The 14,655-nt window shown below is 69.6% G+C and carries 15 protein-coding genes; 6 read left to right on the top strand and 9 right to left on the bottom strand.

Going from position 1 to position 14,655, the window contains the following annotated elements:
* Positions 1-218: 218 nt before the first annotated feature.
* The 4 genes from ppsA to WDJ58_RS07020 form a co-directional block, all read right to left on the bottom strand.
* Positions 219-2,522: a phosphoenolpyruvate synthase gene (gene ppsA, locus WDJ58_RS07035; RefSeq protein WP_338916943.1), complete on the bottom strand. Its 2,304-nt coding sequence runs from the start codon at positions 2,520-2,522 to the stop codon at positions 219-221.
* A gap of 145 nt (positions 2,523-2,667) precedes the next feature.
* Entirely contained in the window at positions 2,668-3,594 is a 927-nt protein-coding gene (locus WDJ58_RS07030; RefSeq protein ID WP_338916942.1) for a PhzF family phenazine biosynthesis protein, read from the bottom strand.
* 59 nt (positions 3,595-3,653) lie between these two features.
* Positions 3,654-3,938 (bottom strand): hypothetical protein, encoded by a 285-nt coding sequence (locus tag WDJ58_RS07025; RefSeq protein ID WP_338916941.1) that lies wholly within the window; start codon positions 3,936-3,938, stop codon positions 3,654-3,656.
* A gap of 117 nt (positions 3,939-4,055) precedes the next feature.
* Positions 4,056-4,514: a nucleoside deaminase gene (locus WDJ58_RS07020; RefSeq protein WP_338916940.1), complete on the bottom strand. Its 459-nt coding sequence runs from the start codon at positions 4,512-4,514 to the stop codon at positions 4,056-4,058.
* A gap of 419 nt (positions 4,515-4,933) precedes the next feature.
* Here WDJ58_RS07020 and WDJ58_RS07015 point away from each other — a divergent pair, with 419 nt between their 5' ends.
* Positions 4,934-5,653, top strand: a complete 720-nt coding sequence (locus tag WDJ58_RS07015; RefSeq protein WP_338916939.1) for a phosphoribosyltransferase — start codon at positions 4,934-4,936, stop codon at positions 5,651-5,653.
* 99 nt (positions 5,654-5,752) lie between these two features.
* Here WDJ58_RS07015 and WDJ58_RS07010 read toward each other — a convergent pair whose 3' ends face one another.
* Complete coding sequence (locus WDJ58_RS07010; RefSeq protein ID WP_338916938.1) at positions 5,753-6,244, bottom strand: helix-turn-helix transcriptional regulator; 492 nt, start codon at positions 6,242-6,244, stop codon at positions 5,753-5,755.
* A gap of 252 nt (positions 6,245-6,496) precedes the next feature.
* Here WDJ58_RS07010 and WDJ58_RS07005 point away from each other — a divergent pair, with 252 nt between their 5' ends.
* Positions 6,497-6,997, top strand: coding sequence for an Lrp/AsnC family transcriptional regulator (locus WDJ58_RS07005; RefSeq protein WP_338916936.1), 501 nt, complete (start codon positions 6,497-6,499; stop codon positions 6,995-6,997).
* Positions 6,998-7,028: 31 nt separating this feature from the next.
* On the opposite strand, the gene WDJ58_RS07000 is transcribed toward WDJ58_RS07005, so the two are convergent.
* A complete protein-coding gene (locus WDJ58_RS07000; RefSeq protein ID WP_338916935.1) occupies positions 7,029-7,727 on the bottom strand; it encodes a helix-turn-helix domain-containing protein in 699 nt (232 codons plus the stop codon).
* A 172-nt stretch (positions 7,728-7,899) separates the two neighbouring features.
* Between WDJ58_RS07000 and WDJ58_RS06995 the strand changes: the two genes are divergently transcribed.
* The 3 genes from WDJ58_RS06995 to WDJ58_RS06985 all read left to right on the top strand — a co-directional run bounded on the left by WDJ58_RS06995 (position 7,900) and on the right by WDJ58_RS06985 (position 10,723).
* On the top strand, positions 7,900-9,021 hold the full coding sequence (locus WDJ58_RS06995) for a pyridoxal phosphate-dependent aminotransferase (RefSeq protein ID WP_338916934.1): 1,122 nt from the start codon (positions 7,900-7,902) through the stop codon (positions 9,019-9,021).
* Between the two features lie 100 nt (positions 9,022-9,121).
* Entirely contained in the window at positions 9,122-9,505 is a 384-nt protein-coding gene (locus WDJ58_RS06990; RefSeq protein WP_338916933.1) for a hypothetical protein, read from the top strand.
* 48 nt (positions 9,506-9,553) lie between these two features.
* Positions 9,554-10,723 carry a lycopene cyclase domain-containing protein gene (locus tag WDJ58_RS06985; RefSeq protein WP_380660414.1) on the top strand — a complete coding sequence of 390 codons (1,170 nt, stop codon included), beginning with the start codon at positions 9,554-9,556 and terminating at the stop codon, positions 10,721-10,723.
* A gap of 28 nt (positions 10,724-10,751) precedes the next feature.
* Here WDJ58_RS06985 and WDJ58_RS06975 read toward each other — a convergent pair whose 3' ends face one another.
* Positions 10,752-11,933 carry a redox-regulated ATPase YchF gene (locus WDJ58_RS06975; protein ID WP_338916932.1) on the bottom strand — a complete coding sequence of 394 codons (1,182 nt, stop codon included), beginning with the start codon at positions 11,931-11,933 and terminating at the stop codon, positions 10,752-10,754.
* A 193-nt stretch (positions 11,934-12,126) separates the two neighbouring features.
* On the opposite strand from WDJ58_RS06975, the gene WDJ58_RS06970 reads away from it, so the two are divergent.
* Entirely contained in the window at positions 12,127-12,546 is a 420-nt protein-coding gene (locus tag WDJ58_RS06970) for a response regulator (RefSeq protein ID WP_338916931.1), read from the top strand.
* Between the two features lie 14 nt (positions 12,547-12,560).
* On the opposite strand, the gene WDJ58_RS06965 is transcribed toward WDJ58_RS06970, so the two are convergent.
* The gene (locus tag WDJ58_RS06965) at positions 12,561-13,343 is read right to left on the bottom strand and encodes a sugar phosphate isomerase/epimerase family protein (RefSeq protein WP_338916930.1); all 783 of its coding nucleotides are present in this window, start codon (positions 13,341-13,343) and stop codon (positions 12,561-12,563) included.
* 52 nt (positions 13,344-13,395) lie between these two features.
* Positions 13,396-14,517 carry a polymer-forming cytoskeletal protein gene (locus WDJ58_RS06960; RefSeq protein WP_338916929.1) on the bottom strand — a complete coding sequence of 374 codons (1,122 nt, stop codon included), beginning with the start codon at positions 14,515-14,517 and terminating at the stop codon, positions 13,396-13,398.
* Between the last annotated feature and the right edge of the window lie 138 nt (positions 14,518-14,655).

Genomic DNA, 14,655 nt, shown 5'->3' with positions numbered 1-14,655 from the left:
GCGGCGGGAGGACGGAGAGCGAACCGCAGATCACGGCGGCGTCCAGCACGGTAGTCACTACTCGGAGCCCCGTCCTAAGCCTGTTGGCATCGGCACGCGTCCCGATCCGGGCGGATCCACGAGCGCCGCTCGTGTCGAGACTGGCGGACGGACGTCATCACGCGGCCGAGCCCGGGGACGAACCGCCCGTGACACGGTGCGGCGTGGTGCCGTCCGGGCTACCGGACGGAGTCGAGCAGGAGCTTCTGCTCGACGCGCTTGACCTCGTGCTGGACGTCGCGGACGGCGTCGATGTTCGCCGAGATCGAGGAGACGCCCTCGTTGACGAGGAAATCCACCATCTTGGGCTTCGATCCGGCCTGGCCACAGATCGAGGTCGCCACGTCGTGCTCCCGGCAGGTCTCGATGACCTCCCCGATGAGGTTGAGCACGGCCGGGTGGAGTTCGTCGAAGCGGTCGGCGACGTTGCCGTTGTTCCGGTCGACGGCGAGCGTGTACTGGGTGAGGTCGTTCGTCCCGAACGAGGCGAAGTCGATGCCGGCCTCGGCCAGCTCCTCGATGGAGAGCGCGCTCGCCGGCGTCTCGATCATCACGCCCCACGAGCGCTTCTCTGGGTCGATCCCCGCGTTCTCCATCAGCTTCCGGGCCCGGAGGACGTCCTCGGCGTCGTTGACCAGCGGGAGCATGACCTCGACGTTGTCGTAGCCCATGTCGAACAGCCGGCGGAACGCCTCGAGCTCGTGGCCGAACACCTCCGGACGGTCGAGCGAGCGACGGATGCCCCGGTACCCGAGCATCGGATTGTGCTCGTGGGGCTCGTCCTCGCCCCCCTCGAGCGAGCGGAACTCGTCGGTCGGGGCGTCGAGCGTCCGAACGCGGACGGGACGGGGGTAGAACTCCTCAGCGACCTCCCGGACGCCGTTGACGATCTCCTCGATGTAGGCGTCCGCGCCGTGGTGTTCGACGTAGTGGTCGGGCGTCTCGCCGGTCGAGAGGATCATGTGTTCCATCCGGAGGAGGCCGACGCCGTCCGCACCCGTCTGGGCGGCGCGGTGGGCCGCCTCCGGGATGGAGACGTTGACCTTGACCTCCGTGGCCGTCATCGGTTTGACCGGGTTCTGCGGCCGGATCTCCTCCAGTCGGTCCTCCTCGGTCGTCTCCTCCTCGGCCGCACCCTCGGTGATGGTCCCCTTGTCGCCGTCGATGGTCACCACCTGTCCGTCCGAGAGCGTCGAGGCGGCCTCGCCGGTGCCGACGACGGCGGGGACGCCGAGTTCGCGCGAGACGATGGCGGCGTGAGACGTCATGCCGCCCTCGTCGGTGACGATCCCGGCCGCCCGCTTCATCGCGGGCACCATGTCGGGGGTGGTCATCTCCGTGACGATGATGTCGCCCTCGCCGACCTTGTCGAGCTGGTCGAGCTTTCGCACCACGCGAACGGGCCCCGAGACGATACCCGGCGAGGCACCGAGCCCCTTCATGAGCATCGACCCGTCGCTCCCCTCCTGCTCCTCGAAGGTCCCCGACCCGTCGGTCACGCCGGCCGCGGCCTCGGGGTCGGAGATCGTCGTGATCGGCCGGGACTGGAGCATGAACACCTCGCCGTCGACGAGGGCCCACTCGACGTCCTGTGGGTCGCCGTAGTGGTTCTCGGCGGTCTCGCCGAGTTCGATGAGTCGCTCGATCTCGTCGCTATCGAGGACGCGCGCCTCCCGTCGATCCGCCTCGACCTCGCGCTCGACGGTCTCGCCCGTTTCCGGGTCCTTGACCATCATCGTCTTCTTGTCGGCGATGGTCTCCTCGATTATTTCGCCGGTCTCCCGATCGATGACGTAGTTGTCCGGGGAGACGGACCCGGAGACGACGGCCTCGCCGAGCCCCCACGCGGCCTCGATGATGATCCGGTCGTCTCCGGTCGAGGGGTGGGAGGTGAACATCACGCCGGACTTCTCGGCGTCGACCATCCGCTGGACGACGACGGCGATGTCCACGTCGCGGTGGGCGAACCCCTGTTCCTGCCGGTAGTAGATCGCCCGCCGGGTGAACAGCGAGGCCCAGCACTCCTTGACGCGCTCGACGAGGTCCTCGCCGGTGACGTTGAGGAACGTCTCCTGCTGGCCGGCGAACGAGGCGTCGGGGAGGTCCTCGGCGGTCGCCGAGGAGCGTACGGCGACGAACGCCTCCCCGTCGTCGAGGTCGGCGTAGGCCTCGAGGATCTCCTCGCGGAGGCCGTCCGGCATGTCGGTCCCGAGGATGAGCTCCTCGGCCCGGGCCTCGGCGTCGGCCAGCGCCGTCGAGTCGTCGGCGTCGACGTCGACGGCCTCGAACAGCTCCTCGGCGATCCCCGTCTCCTCGATGAACCAGCGGTAGGTCTCGGCCGTGACGACGAACCCCGGCGGAACCGGCAGTCCGGCGGAAGTCATCTCCCCGAGAGACGCACCCTTGCCCCCGACGGAGTCGATGTCCTCCGACCGTACCCGTTCCAGCCACAGGACCGGAGTCTCGCGTCCGCGCTCTGGCATCGTCCTCGGATGTAACGGGCGCGGCCTTATGCCTTCGCAATGCGTCAGCAAGCGGTCCTGGGAGTAACTCACTACCGAGTAAGGAGTCCTCTCCCGGGCCGGATCCCGCGACCGCCCGGTGCGTTCCGACGCCGGTCGTTCGGCCTCAGATCTCCAGGATCTCGTCCTCCGACGCGGCGGGGACGAGCAGGCGACCCTCGAAGGAGACGACGGCGTCGCCGCCCACCCGGACCCGCTCGCCGATCTCGACGTGGACGGTCCCGTCGCGGTCGAGGAAGTGTCCCTGCTCGAACCGCATCGCGTCCGTGTCGACGGCCCCGAACCGGTCGAGGTACGCCCCGGCGGCCCCCGAGGCCGTCCCCGTCACCGGGTCCTCGGGGACGCCCGCGCCCGGGGCGAACATCCGCGCGTGGAGCGTCGACTCGGCGTCGAGCGTGTCGAACGTGAATACGTAGACGCCGGCGACCCCGAACTCGTCGCTCAGTTCCTCTATCGCCCGCATGTCCGGGTCGGCGTTGCCGACGTGTTCGAGGAAGTTGACCGGGACGACCAGGAACGGGAGCCCGGTGCTCGCGTGGGCGACCGGCAGGTCCGCGCCGACGTCGCGCATTGCCTCGGGGTCGATCCCCAGGACGGACCCGAGCCGGTCGTACCCGATCTCGACCTCGCGGATCTCGGGGTCGTCCTGGGTCATCCAGACCCGTCCGCCGGACTCCACCTCGATCTCCAGGACGCCGACGTTCGTCGCGAGGGTGTGCGTCCCGGCTTCGAGGGTGCTGTCGGCGTACAGCAGCGCGTGGCTCCCGATGGTCGCGTGGCCGCACAGGTCGACCTCCGTCTCCGGGGTGAAGTACCGGACCCGCCGGTCGGCCTCCTCGCTGGGACGGAGAAACGCCGTCTCGCTCGCGCCCAGCTCGCGCGCGATCGACTGCATCTGTTCGTCGGTCAACCCCGCCGCGTCCGGGACCACTCCGGCGGCGTTCCCGCGCAGCGGCTCGTCGGTGAAGGCGTCGACGAGGCAGGCACGCCGGGTTTCGACGGCGGCCTCGTCCCCGTCGTCCGCGTCGTTCATGCGACGGCCACGACCGCCCCGCCTAAGAAACTGCTGTCGTTCCGCGGGCGGTGGCCGGCCTATCCGGTTCTTCCCTCTACTCTCGGCTCTACTCTCCCGTGATCGTCCGCCTCGCGGCGGTCGACGACCACGGTGCCGTGTCTCTCCGGTCGAAGCTCCGCCCAGTCCGGGAGGTCCTCCCTCTCGACCGGGGCGAGCCACACCAGTTCCTCCTCCTCCTCCTCGACGAGCTCCCATCCCTCCTCGGTATCCCACATACAGGCGCGCCACTCGTCGTTCTCGAAGCGCCAGGAGACCTGCCAGTCGGTGTAGTACCGGCCGTCAGATCCGGCGTATAGGTTCATCTCTGCTCTCCCCCGTTCGGAATGTGGCAGGCACCCATAAAAAACCGTAGGGCGAGTTTAACGGGGTTGAGAACACCGCTACCGGTTTCGCCAACCACCACACGTTGCCGGTATGGGTTATCCGTAATCCCGACGGAGCGCGACCCCCTCGGCCTCACGGACCGGACCCACGACCGGGATCTCCCGCGACCCGCCCGCGAACACCTCGCTCGACGGGACGACGAGGTCCGTCCCGAACTCCCGGGAGCGCTCGGCCGAGACGCTGTAGACCACCCCGCCGAGCCCCGCGTGGTACACCCCGCCCGCACACATCGGACACGGTTCTGTGCTGGTGTACAGCACCGTCTCGGCTCGCTCCGCCGGGTCGAGGTCGCGTGCCGCCCGCCGCGCGAGCGCGAGTTCGGGGTGGGCCGCGAGGTCGTCCTCCGTGACCACCGCGTTGCGCGCCTCCATGACCACTCGGTCCTCGCGGACGAGCACGCTCCCGTAGGGGTTGTCGCCACGCTCCGCGGCCTCGCGGCCGAGTTCGATGGCCCGCCCGACGTGCGCCTCGTGATCGAAGTCGTCGAACCACATGACTCCGACGAGGGGTCGGGATCCCTTCCGTGTACCGCCGACGCGCTCGTCTCCCGTCACGCCGTTCGTCCCTCACGTTCCGGTGGAACGAGCGACTGTCCACCGCGAGCGCGATCGATGGCCCGTGCCGGGAGTCGAGGCAGTTAAACCCCCCGGCCCCGTCCCTTCCGATGGCCGGAGTCAGCCGGCCAATTCCCCCTGGAGGGCACTTCTCTCCCCCGTGCTCTCCGTTTTCGATCCTCCGAGCCACCGCGCCGGACGGTCCCCGTCCGGGCGCGCCCGTTCCGGTCGGCGACCCGGACTCCCCGTGGCGTGCCCGCCCCGACGGCCGTAGCGGCAGCCGAATCGGGTGGTCCGTCCCGTGGAGTCGGACCGCTTAATTGCCGGCGGTCCGGAGCGACGACCGGTGACCCCATCGCATGTCCGATCTCCCGGACGAGTTCAAGTGCACGATAACCAACTGGGACTACATCTACGACCTCTGTCGCGAGGTCAGCGACGACGTGAAGGCCGCGGAGTTCGAGCCGGACGTCGTCGTCGCCCTCGCGCGCGGGGGCTGGTTCGCCGGGCGGGTCATCTGTGACTTCCTCGGGCTCGACGACCTCACGAGCCTGAAGATGGAGCACTACGTCGGCACCGCCCAGAAGTCGGGCGAGCCCACGGTCAGATACCCGATGCCCGAGGGCTCGGTCGAGGGCAAGGACGTGCTCGTCATGGACGACATCGCCGATACGGGGGGCTCGATCCGCCGCGCACACGAGTACGTCACCGACCGGGACCCGGGGGAGGTCCGCACCGCGACGCTACAGCTACTGGGGACGAGCGAGTTCGAGCCCGACTTCGTGGGCGAGCGCCTCGACGAGTGGGCCTGGATCGTCTACCCGTGGAACTTCATCGAGGACATGATCGACCTCACGACCGGCGTGATGGAGAAGGGCGCGGACGGCCCCTACACGGCCGAGGAGATACGCGGCCTGCTCAGGGAGTACCACCGGGTCGAGCGGATCGAGATGGAGATCGCACAGCCGGGCCGGCTCTCGGAGGTGCTCGAGGAGATGGCGCGCCGGGGGATCGTCGAGACGGTCGGGGAGGGCGAGGTCGCCTGGCGGCTCCACGAGGACGCCCCGAGCGGCCCGTAGCGGCTCCGGGGGAACCGCCGGTCCGCCCCGGGCCGCCCGTTTCGCGGATACCGTAGAGGTCGGGCCGTCGCGATCGCCGACGGTCGGTGTACGGCGCTCTCAGATCGCCTCGTCGGCCCACCGGCCGTCACCGAGGGCGTCCTCGGCGGGGCCGGCAGGGGCGTCGGGCGTCCGGGAACCCGTCGGCATCTCCTCGGGGACGCCGACGAGCTTCCGGCGGCCGATCCGGACGCGTTCGACGACCTCGTTCGACTCCAGGGTGTCGAGGTAGCGGCTCACCGTCGACTTCGACCAGCCGGTCGTGTCGACCATGTCCGCCTGCCACATCCGCCCGCCCGACGAGCGGACCAGCCAGGCGAGGAACTCGTGTGGCTGGAGGCCGAGTTCCACCTGCACCTCCTGCTTCGACACCGTCTCCCCATCGAGGAGGTCCTGCCACCTGGTCGGCGTCCCGGTCTCCTCGCAGGCGGACGCCGGCGATGCGTCGCCGCCTTCGTTCTCCTCTCTCGATGCCTCTGATCGTCTCGTCTCCGATCCCGCCGAATCTCCTCCCTTCCAGTCCGAGTACAGCGATTCGAGCCAGCTCAGCACTGCTCGCCACCCCCCGACCGACCCGCTCGTCGTGGAAGAGCTACCGTCGTCTCCGTCCGACGGAAATCGGTGCTTGGGATCGCTCATCTACCTCCCAATCCCCTTCCCACCCGGTTCACGCGTTCGCTTTCCATGTCAAGGCCGGTATATAGTTCGATATCGAATGTCGTTCGGGATATATTTGAGAATTTCTCAATCATTCGGACCGTGTGGGGAAAACGCTATTACGGGTGCTCCCGGAGCGTTCCCGACGTGAAGGACGGCGAACTCGACTCGATCGACGAACGGATCCTCTTCGAGCTACAGCGAGAGGGGCGTGCCACCATCACCGAGCTGGCCGAGACCGTCCCCGTCTCGGGCAACACCGTCCGCAACCGCATCCTGGCGATGGAGGAGGCGGATATCATCCGGGGGTACACCATCGAGGTCGACTACGTCGGGGCGGGGTTCCCCTTCCACTACCAGTTCACCTGCACCGTCCCCATCGCCGACCGACGCCGGCTCGTCGAGGAGGCGTTCGAGGTCGACGGCGTGCTGGACGTCCGCGAGCTGATGACCGGCCAGCAGAACGTCGTCATCGAGGTGGTCGGCGCGACCCAGGACGACATCACCGAGATCGCCCAGACCCTCGACGATCTCGGTCTCGACGTGGTCGACGAGACGCTCATCAAGAGCGCCGAGACCCGACCGCTCACCCTCTGGGCCAACGACGACGACCCGGACGAGTCCGAGAGGGAGGACCCTTCGTCCTGACCCGGGTCGGACCGGGGACGTCCGGCCCCGCTCACGGCGAGGTGTCGTCGGCTCCCTCCGGTCCCGTCTCCCCGTGGCTCTCGGGGAGGACGTTCCGGAGGACGGTGTTGGCTCCGCGGCGGAGGCGCTCGGAGGCGGCCTGGCGGGAGATCCCGAGCTCGTCCGCGAGGTCGGTGAGCGTGACCCCCCGCGGGACCTCGAAGTACCCCCGCTGCACCGCACTGGTGAGGGTCTCGCGCTGTTCCTCGGTGAGGTCGAAGTCGTGCTCTTGGCGGTCGTCCCCCTCCCCCCGCGTGTAGACGCGGTCGACGTGGATGGCGATGTCCTGCTCGCTCAGGAACTCGTGGAACTCGGTGAGCCGGGCGTGGTCCGGAAAGCGGATCATGAACCGCCAGCGTCCATCCACCGCCCGCCCCTCGAGGATGGCCCCGTCGGACTGCGCGATACCCTGGATGAGGCTCTCGGGGATTCGCTCCCACTCGATGGCGTAGAGCGTCTGGTCGCCCATGCGGTCCAGGACGTTGAGCTCCCTCACGATCTCGTTCTCCCGCAGCTCGCGCTCGAACGCCTCGAAGTCACCGTCGGCCATCTCCACCCAGAAGTACGGCATGACCTCCTCCCTGGTCGGGACGTGCCGTTCGAGTCCGATCCGCGCCTCGCTCTCGGACGTCAGGAGTCGGCCGAGGCCGAACGTCCCCGCCGGTATCGTGAACTCCGCCACCACGCTCATTCGACGGTCTACTGCGTGCCGGGGGAAATATATGCGTTCACCAAGCTCCGCCCCCTGGGACCGTCGTTCGACGGGCTGACTGTTGTGTTCGCTTCGGGCCGGCCGGCCCTCGGGCCTTTGGGGTGGCGTAAACCACGAACAGTTATCGGTCCCCCCGTCGCAGGCCACGCGTATGAGCGGGTTCTCCAGCCGCGTCGAGCAGGTCTCCATCTCGGGCATCCGCGAGGTGTTCGAGGCCGCCGGCGAGGACGCCATCAACCTCGGTCTCGGTCAGCCGGACTTCCCGACCCCCGAACACGCACGCGAGGCGGCCATCGAGGCCATTCGATCCGGTGCGACCGACGCCTACACGTCGAACAAAGGGACTCGGGAGTTGCGGGAGGCCATCGCGGGGAAGACCGACCGTGACAACGGCTACTCGGTCGATCCCGAGGACGTCGTCGCCACCGCCGGCGGGAGCGAGGCCCTGCACATCGCTATCGAGGCACACGTAGATGTGGGTGAGGAGGTGCTGATACCGGACCCGGGGTTCGTCTCCTACGACGCGCTGACCCACATCGCCGGCGGGACGCCCGTACCGGTCGACCTCCGCGAGGACCTCACGCTCGACCCCGCGGACGTCGAGGCGGCGATCACCGACGACACCGCGATGTTCGTCGTCAACTCGCCCGCCAACCCCACGGGCGCGGTCCAGTCCGAAGAGGACATGCGCGAGTTCGCCCGCATCGCCGACGAGCACGACGTCGTCTGTCTCTCCGACGAGGTGTACGAGCGGATCGTCTTCGACGGCGAGCACCACTCCCCGATGAAGTTCGCCGACACGGACAACGTAGTAGTAGTAAACGCCTGCTCGAAGACCTACTCGATGACGGGCTGGCGGCTCGGGTGGGTGACGGCCTCCGAGCGCCGGATCGAGCGGATGCTCCGCGTCCACCAGTACGGCCAGGCCTGTGCGGCCGCCCCCTCGCAGTTCGCCGCCGAGGCCGCCCTCTCGGGCCCGCAGGACGTCGTCGACGAGATGGTCGGGGCGTTCGCCGAGCGGCGGGACGTCCTCCTCGACGGGCTCGCGGACATGGGCCTGGAGACGCCGACCCCGCAGGGGGCGTTCTACGCCATGCCGCGCGTCCCCGAGGGGTGGGTCGAGGAAGTCATCGACCGCGGCGTCGTCGTGGTCCCCGGCGAGGCGTTCGGTGACAACGGTGCCGGCCACGCCCGCATCTCCTACGCCGTCGACGTCGAGACGCTGAAGGAGGCCCTCGAGGCGATGGGGGCGGCGACCCGGGCCGTCTCGTAGCGCCCCCGCCCCGGCGTCCCGTGATCCCCGGGAAATCCGTCGAGGACGCATGGACCGCCGGAGCCGACAGCCACAAGCCGACGCGAACCCTCCCTCAGGCATGGACTCGCTTTCGCCCGATCACGTCCCCGTCTACGACACGCGGGAGTCCGGCTACGACCTCTGGAGCCGCTGTGCCGAGGCGGACCGACCCGTCGTCGCCGTCCGGGACGGGGAGCGGGGGTTCGTCGTCCGGTACGACCTCCAGCACCTCGGGGTCGAGCTCACCTCCGGGGCGCTCCGGTCGCTACGCGAACGCCTGCTCGCCTACCGCCGCGAGGAGCCGGTCCCGGACGGCGTCTCGCAGGTCGAGCGCCACGGCGGCGAGACCGGCCCCGTCTCGGGCGAACTCCACGAGTCGTCGCTCGAGGGCGCCCGGACGCTCGCCTCCCACCTGGCCGAGACCGTCTTCGACCGGTCGAACTGGACGCCCGCGTCCGGGTGAGACCCGGCGACGGCGCACGTTTATGGGTCGCCCGCCCGACGACCGGGTATGGTCACGGAACACGGTATCGCGCGTCACGGAGCGGGGCCCGGTGCGGCCCTCCGGGCGTTCACGTCGCAGATCCACCCCGTGTTCATGCTCCCGCCGCTGGCGGCGTCGGCGTTCGGCGCGGTGCTCGCCGTCAGGGTCGACGCGCTCCCGTTCGTCCTCCACCTCGTCGCCGCGTTCGCGGCGCTCTACACCGCCCACGTGAAGGACGGCTACGTCGACTTCCACCTCCGGGGGGAGGACGAGGACCACCCCATGACCGCCCTGGGCTGTCGGACGGCGCTCGTCGGGGCCTCGGCCGTGTTCTTCGCCTGCGCGATCGCGCTCGGGGTCGTCGTCGGTCCCGTCGCGACGCTCGTCACCCTCCCGGGATGGATCGTCGGCTACCTCCACGCACCCCAGCTCGACCTCCACCCGGTCGGCGCGACGGCCGGCTACCCCTCGGGGGTCTCGTTCGCGCTCCTCGGGGGCTACTACGTCCAGGCCGAGGCGTTCTCGCCCGTGGTCCTCGCGTTCGCCGCCATCTTCCTCGTCACCCTCTCGGGCGTGAAGACCGTCGACGACACGAAGGACCACGACTACGACCGCTCCATCGGCAAGCGGACCGTCGCGGTCGTGCTCGGTCCCGGACGCGCCCGGTCGTTCGCCTACGCCCTGATGGGCGTCGGGATGTTCGCGGTGCTCGCGCTCGCCATCGAGGGGGTGTTCCCCCCGAGCGCGCCCGCGGCCGCGGTCGCCTTCGGTATCGTCGCCGCCTTCGCCTACCGCGCGCCCCCGCGACTCGCCACGATGCTCCTCGTTCGGGGGGCGTACGTCTTCCTGGCGCTGCTCGTCGCCGCCGTCTGGTTTCGGCCGCTCGCCGGCGCGCCGCTCCCCGACATCACCGTCCTGGGCCCGTACACCTACCTCGCCACGGAGGTGATGTTCGGGTCGGTCGCGGCGCTGTTGCTGTGGCACGCCCGGGCCTGGTGGGCCGCCGCCCGCACCGTCGCGGTCGTCTACCCCGTCGCGTACGTCTGGGACTGGTACACCCTCGAGGTCGGCGTGTTCGCCATCCCGATGCGGACGGGTATCGAACTGCTGGGCATCCCCCTGGAGGAACACCTGTTCATGCTCGTCGTCCCGGCGTTCGTGGTCGGAGTCCACGAGACGCTCAACGGGGACGACTGAACGATTCCCGGGGCCCGACCGGAACCCGCTACTTCGCCGTCGAGACGATCTTGACGACGTCGCCCTCCGTGAGTTCGTGGTCCTCGCCGATCCGCCGCTCCGCCCGTGCGTCGACGGCGTGGAGGTAGCCGTCGCCGATGTCGGAGTGGACGGCGTAGGCGAGGTCCTTCGGGGTCGACCCCCGCGGCAGGAGGAAGGCGTCGGGCAGGACGTTCCCCTGGCCGTCGGTCCACCGCGTCTCGTTCCCGACGGGGAAGGCGGTGATCTGGTCGAGCAGACCGTACACCGCCTCGTCGAGCGCCGTCTGGACGCCCGTCCCACCCCACTCGTCCATCACGCCGCGGATGCGTTCGAGGCCCTCGGCCTGGGCGTCGTTCAGATCACCCGTGATCTCGAAGGCGTCGTCGCCGGGATCGTAGTCGACGACCCCGGCCTTCGCGGCCTGCCGGAGCGCGAGTTCGCCCTCCGCGGTACAGGGGATCACCCGGTCGGCGGCCTCGCGCAGGCGCTCGACGTCGTCCTCGGAAGCGACGTCGGCCTTGTTCGCGACGACGACGATGGGTTTCGTCCGCTCGCGGACCGCCCGCGCGAGCGCCTCGCGGTCCTCGTCCTCCCACGAGATGGGGTCGTCCGAGTAGTCGAGCGACCGGAGGACCGCGGCGACGTCCGCGACGGTCGCGCCGACGCCGGTGAGGAGTTCGGTCAGCGCCTCGTCCATGTCGAACTCCGGCGAGCGCGACTGGCGCTCGACGGACTCCCAGTTCCGTTCGACGATCCCCGCGAGCCAGAGGTCCATCTCCTCGGCGACGAACTCGACGTCCTGGACGGGGTCGTAGCTCCCCGCCTCGACCGGTTCGCCCTCGGCGTTCGTCCCGCCCGACGCGTCGACGACGTTGAGGATGACGTCCGCGTTCGTCAGCGCGTCGAGGAACTGGTTGCCCAGCCCCCGGCCCTCGTGGGCCCCGGGGACCAGCCCCGCGACGTCGATCAGCTCGATCGGGACGTACCGCTTGCCGTCGTGGCAGTGCTCGTTCCCGCAGCGCTCGTCCATGTCGAGGCAGGGGCAGTCGGTTCGGACGTGACTCACCCCCCGGTTCGGGTCGATGGTCGTGAACGGGTAGTTGCCGACCGCCACGTCCGCCAGCGTGGCGGCCTTGTAGAACGTAGATTTCCCGGCGTTGGGCTTGCCGGCGAGAGCGACCGAGCGCATGCCTCTCCTACCCCCGAGCCCGGGAACTGCCTTTCGGTCGTGCGGGCCGGCAGCGGGGACGAACCCGGCACTGTTCCCGTCCCACCTCGGCGGCGGGCCCGCTCGCGCTGCCTCGAATTATTTATACTCTTATATGTTTCGAAAATATTTAATATGGATCGATCATCTGATCGGACGAAACAGGGGACCCCGAATGGGCCGGACAGCCGACTCGATCCGTGTTCTCCACGTCGACGACGAGCGGTCCTTCGGGGAACTGACGGCGAAGTTCCTGGCGTCCGAGGACGACCGGCTGGAGGTCGTCTCCGTGACCAGCGTACGCGCCGGCCTCGACGTGCTCGATACCGAACGTGTCGACTGTGTCGTCTCGGACTACGAGATGCCTCGCGCGAGCGGACTGGTGTTCCTCGAAACGGTCCGTGAACGGGACGAGGAGATCCCGTTCGTCATGTTCACCGGGCGGAGCGACGAGGACGCCGCCAGCGAGGCGGCCGACGCGGGGGTCACCGACTACCTCCGGAAGACCGGTAACGTGGAGCAGTACGCGGCCCTCGCCGATCGCATCGCCGAGGCCGTCACCGTCCGTCGGGATCGGCGACGGGCGTCCGATTGAGAACGTCGACCGGGTCAGTCGTCGAGCAGCTGATCGAAGCGTCGTTTGCCGAACGCCCGTGGCTCGTCGTCGAACGTGAACACCTCGTGGGTGCAGGTCCCCGACCATCCCGTCTCGACCATCGCCCCGGCGAGCTCGGCGAAGTCGAGTTTCCCGACGCCGACGGGCAGGTGCTCGTCGTCGTCGTCCATCCGGGTGTCGTTCAGGTGGACGTGCGATATCCGGTCGCCGTGCTCGCGCAGGAGGTCCGCCTGCTCGGCCATCGAGACGCCCGTGGCGTGCGCGTGTCCGGTGTCGAGACACGCCGTCGCCCCGGTCCGGTCGAACAGTGCCGGGAAGTCGGCCGCGGTGAAGAACGGCGACTTGAGGTTCTCGACGACCGCCTCGAACCCCCGGTCCCGTGCGTGCTCGACCACCCGCTCGACCGACTCGTACAGGCACTCGCGAAGGACCTCGCGGCCCCACTTCTCCTCCGTGGCGAACGTGCCCGCGTGGAAGACGCCTCGCTCCGCCCCCATCTCCGCCGCCGTCTCGATGCTCGCCTCCAGCTCCCGACAGGACCCCTCCCGGACGTGTTCGAGCGGCGAGGCGACGTCGAGCCGGTAGGGGAGGTGGACGCACAGGTCGAGCCCGTACCGGTCCGCGAGGTCGCACACCGCGTCGACGTCGACCCGCGAGCGCTCGAACGTCCAGTCCATGTTGAGCTCCAGGTAGTCGAACCCGTGCTCGGCGGCGAACGCGAACGACTCCGAGGGGTCGGCCCCGTGCTCGACGGTGAACCCCTGCCTGACGGTCATCGTCCGTACGGATCGGGCTGCGGGAAAGAAGCTACCGGAGTTTCGGTCCGTGCTACCGCTCGGCCTCGGCGATCACGTCCTCCAGCCCGCCGCGACGACCGCTGTCGCCCCCGTCGGCGCCGTCGTCGTCGGCTCGCTCGTCGGTAGCCCGCCGGTCGTCCGACCCGGACGCCGACGGCTCGACGCGGGTGATCGCCGGCGTCAGGTCGGCCCAGGCCGTCGGGCTCTCGGGATCGGCTCCCGAGCCCTCGGGAGCCGGCTCGCCCGCTTCCTCCGGGGTGGCCGTGTCGCTCCCGGTCCCCGACTCCGCCTCGGCGTCGGCGATACTGGGCCTCGCGTCGTCCCGGCGGATGGTCACCTCGCCGCGGGCGCGGATGGTCCCGTCGACCTCCGCGTCGTCGTGGAGGTCGAGGTCCTCACAGGAGACGTCGCCCCGGATCTGCGTCCCCGCCGCGATGGTCACGTCACCCCCCCGCGTCGTCACGTCGCCGTGGACGACCGTCCCCTGCTCGACCGAGACGTCGCCCTTCGCCCGGAGCGAGCCGAACACCTCGGTGTCGCGGCCGACGTCGAGGGACTTCGCCCGGAGGTTCCCGTGGAGACGGCACTCGTCACCGACCTCCGCGGGCGTCGAGACGCGCCACGCGTCGTCGCTCACCCGCGCCCCGCGGGGGACGACCACGGGCTCGTGTTCGCGCTCTGTCGAGCGGTCGAGTTCGTCGACGACCTCCTCGGCGGCCTCCTCCTCGCCGATCCGTAACAGCTGGGAGAGGTAGACGAACAGGAAGACGATGGCCGGCATCGGGTTGCGGATGACGATCCAGCCGTTGGCCTCGAACCCCTCGTCGATGTCGACGTCGTCGCCGATGTCCAGATCGCCCGAGACCATGAGCTGGCCGCCGACGTGGACCCGCTCGCCGAGGTAGGCGTCACCCCCCACGAGCACGTTCCCGTCGACGTCACACCACATGTCCAGCCGGCAGTCGCCGCTGGCCTCGATGTCGCCGCCGAACCGGACGCGCTCGCCGGCGATGACGTTCCGCCCGCGGACGCCGAACTCGACCGTCGTCTGTCCCCCGACGATCACGTCGCCCTCGGTCACCAGGTCGTGCTCCTCGACGATCGTCCCGTCCGGGATGGCGAGGTGGTCCAGCGGGTCGGAACGGACTGACACACCCGGGGCTCGACGGGGCGGCTATTAAAGCCTCTCCGGGCGTCACGCGAACGTCTGACGGACGCAAGACGATCCCACTCCTCGCCGGGGAGAACGCGGCACGCGGGGGAGGACGGGTGGGCCCGAAGGTGTGGCCGT

This window comes from Salinirubellus litoreus (genome assembly GCF_037335815.1).
GTDB classification, from domain to species: domain Archaea; phylum Halobacteriota; class Halobacteria; order Halobacteriales; family Haloarculaceae; genus Salinirubellus; species Salinirubellus litoreus.
This window is presented reverse-complemented; position numbering and strand designations above follow the sequence as displayed.

What these genes read in the sequence shown, in the direction of transcription:
- ppsA (WP_338916943.1), bottom strand. Translation starts at nt 2,522, where the DNA reads ATGCCAGAGCGCGGACGCGAGACTCCGGTCCTGTGGCTGGAACGGGTA.
- WDJ58_RS07030 (WP_338916942.1), bottom strand. Translation starts at nt 3,594, where the DNA reads ATGAACGACGCGGACGACGGGGACGAGGCCGCCGTCGAAACCCGGCGT.
- WDJ58_RS07025 (WP_338916941.1), bottom strand. Translation starts at nt 3,938, where the DNA reads ATGAACCTATACGCCGGATCTGACGGCCGGTACTACACCGACTGGCAG.
- WDJ58_RS07020 (WP_338916940.1), bottom strand. Translation starts at nt 4,514, where the DNA reads ATGTGGTTCGACGACTTCGATCACGAGGCGCACGTCGGGCGGGCCATC.
- WDJ58_RS07015 (WP_338916939.1), top strand. Translation starts at nt 4,934, where the DNA reads ATGTCCGATCTCCCGGACGAGTTCAAGTGCACGATAACCAACTGGGAC.
- WDJ58_RS07000 (WP_338916935.1), bottom strand. Translation starts at nt 7,727, where the DNA reads ATGAGCGTGGTGGCGGAGTTCACGATACCGGCGGGGACGTTCGGCCTC.
- WDJ58_RS06995 (WP_338916934.1), top strand. Translation starts at nt 7,900, where the DNA reads ATGAGCGGGTTCTCCAGCCGCGTCGAGCAGGTCTCCATCTCGGGCATC.
- WDJ58_RS06990 (WP_338916933.1), top strand. Translation starts at nt 9,122, where the DNA reads ATGGACTCGCTTTCGCCCGATCACGTCCCCGTCTACGACACGCGGGAG.
- WDJ58_RS06985 (WP_380660414.1), top strand. Translation starts at nt 9,554, where the DNA reads ATGGTCACGGAACACGGTATCGCGCGTCACGGAGCGGGGCCCGGTGCG.
- WDJ58_RS06975 (WP_338916932.1), bottom strand. Translation starts at nt 11,933, where the DNA reads ATGCGCTCGGTCGCTCTCGCCGGCAAGCCCAACGCCGGGAAATCTACG.
- WDJ58_RS06970 (WP_338916931.1), top strand. Translation starts at nt 12,127, where the DNA reads ATGGGCCGGACAGCCGACTCGATCCGTGTTCTCCACGTCGACGACGAG.
- WDJ58_RS06965 (WP_338916930.1), bottom strand. Translation starts at nt 13,343, where the DNA reads ATGACCGTCAGGCAGGGGTTCACCGTCGAGCACGGGGCCGACCCCTCG.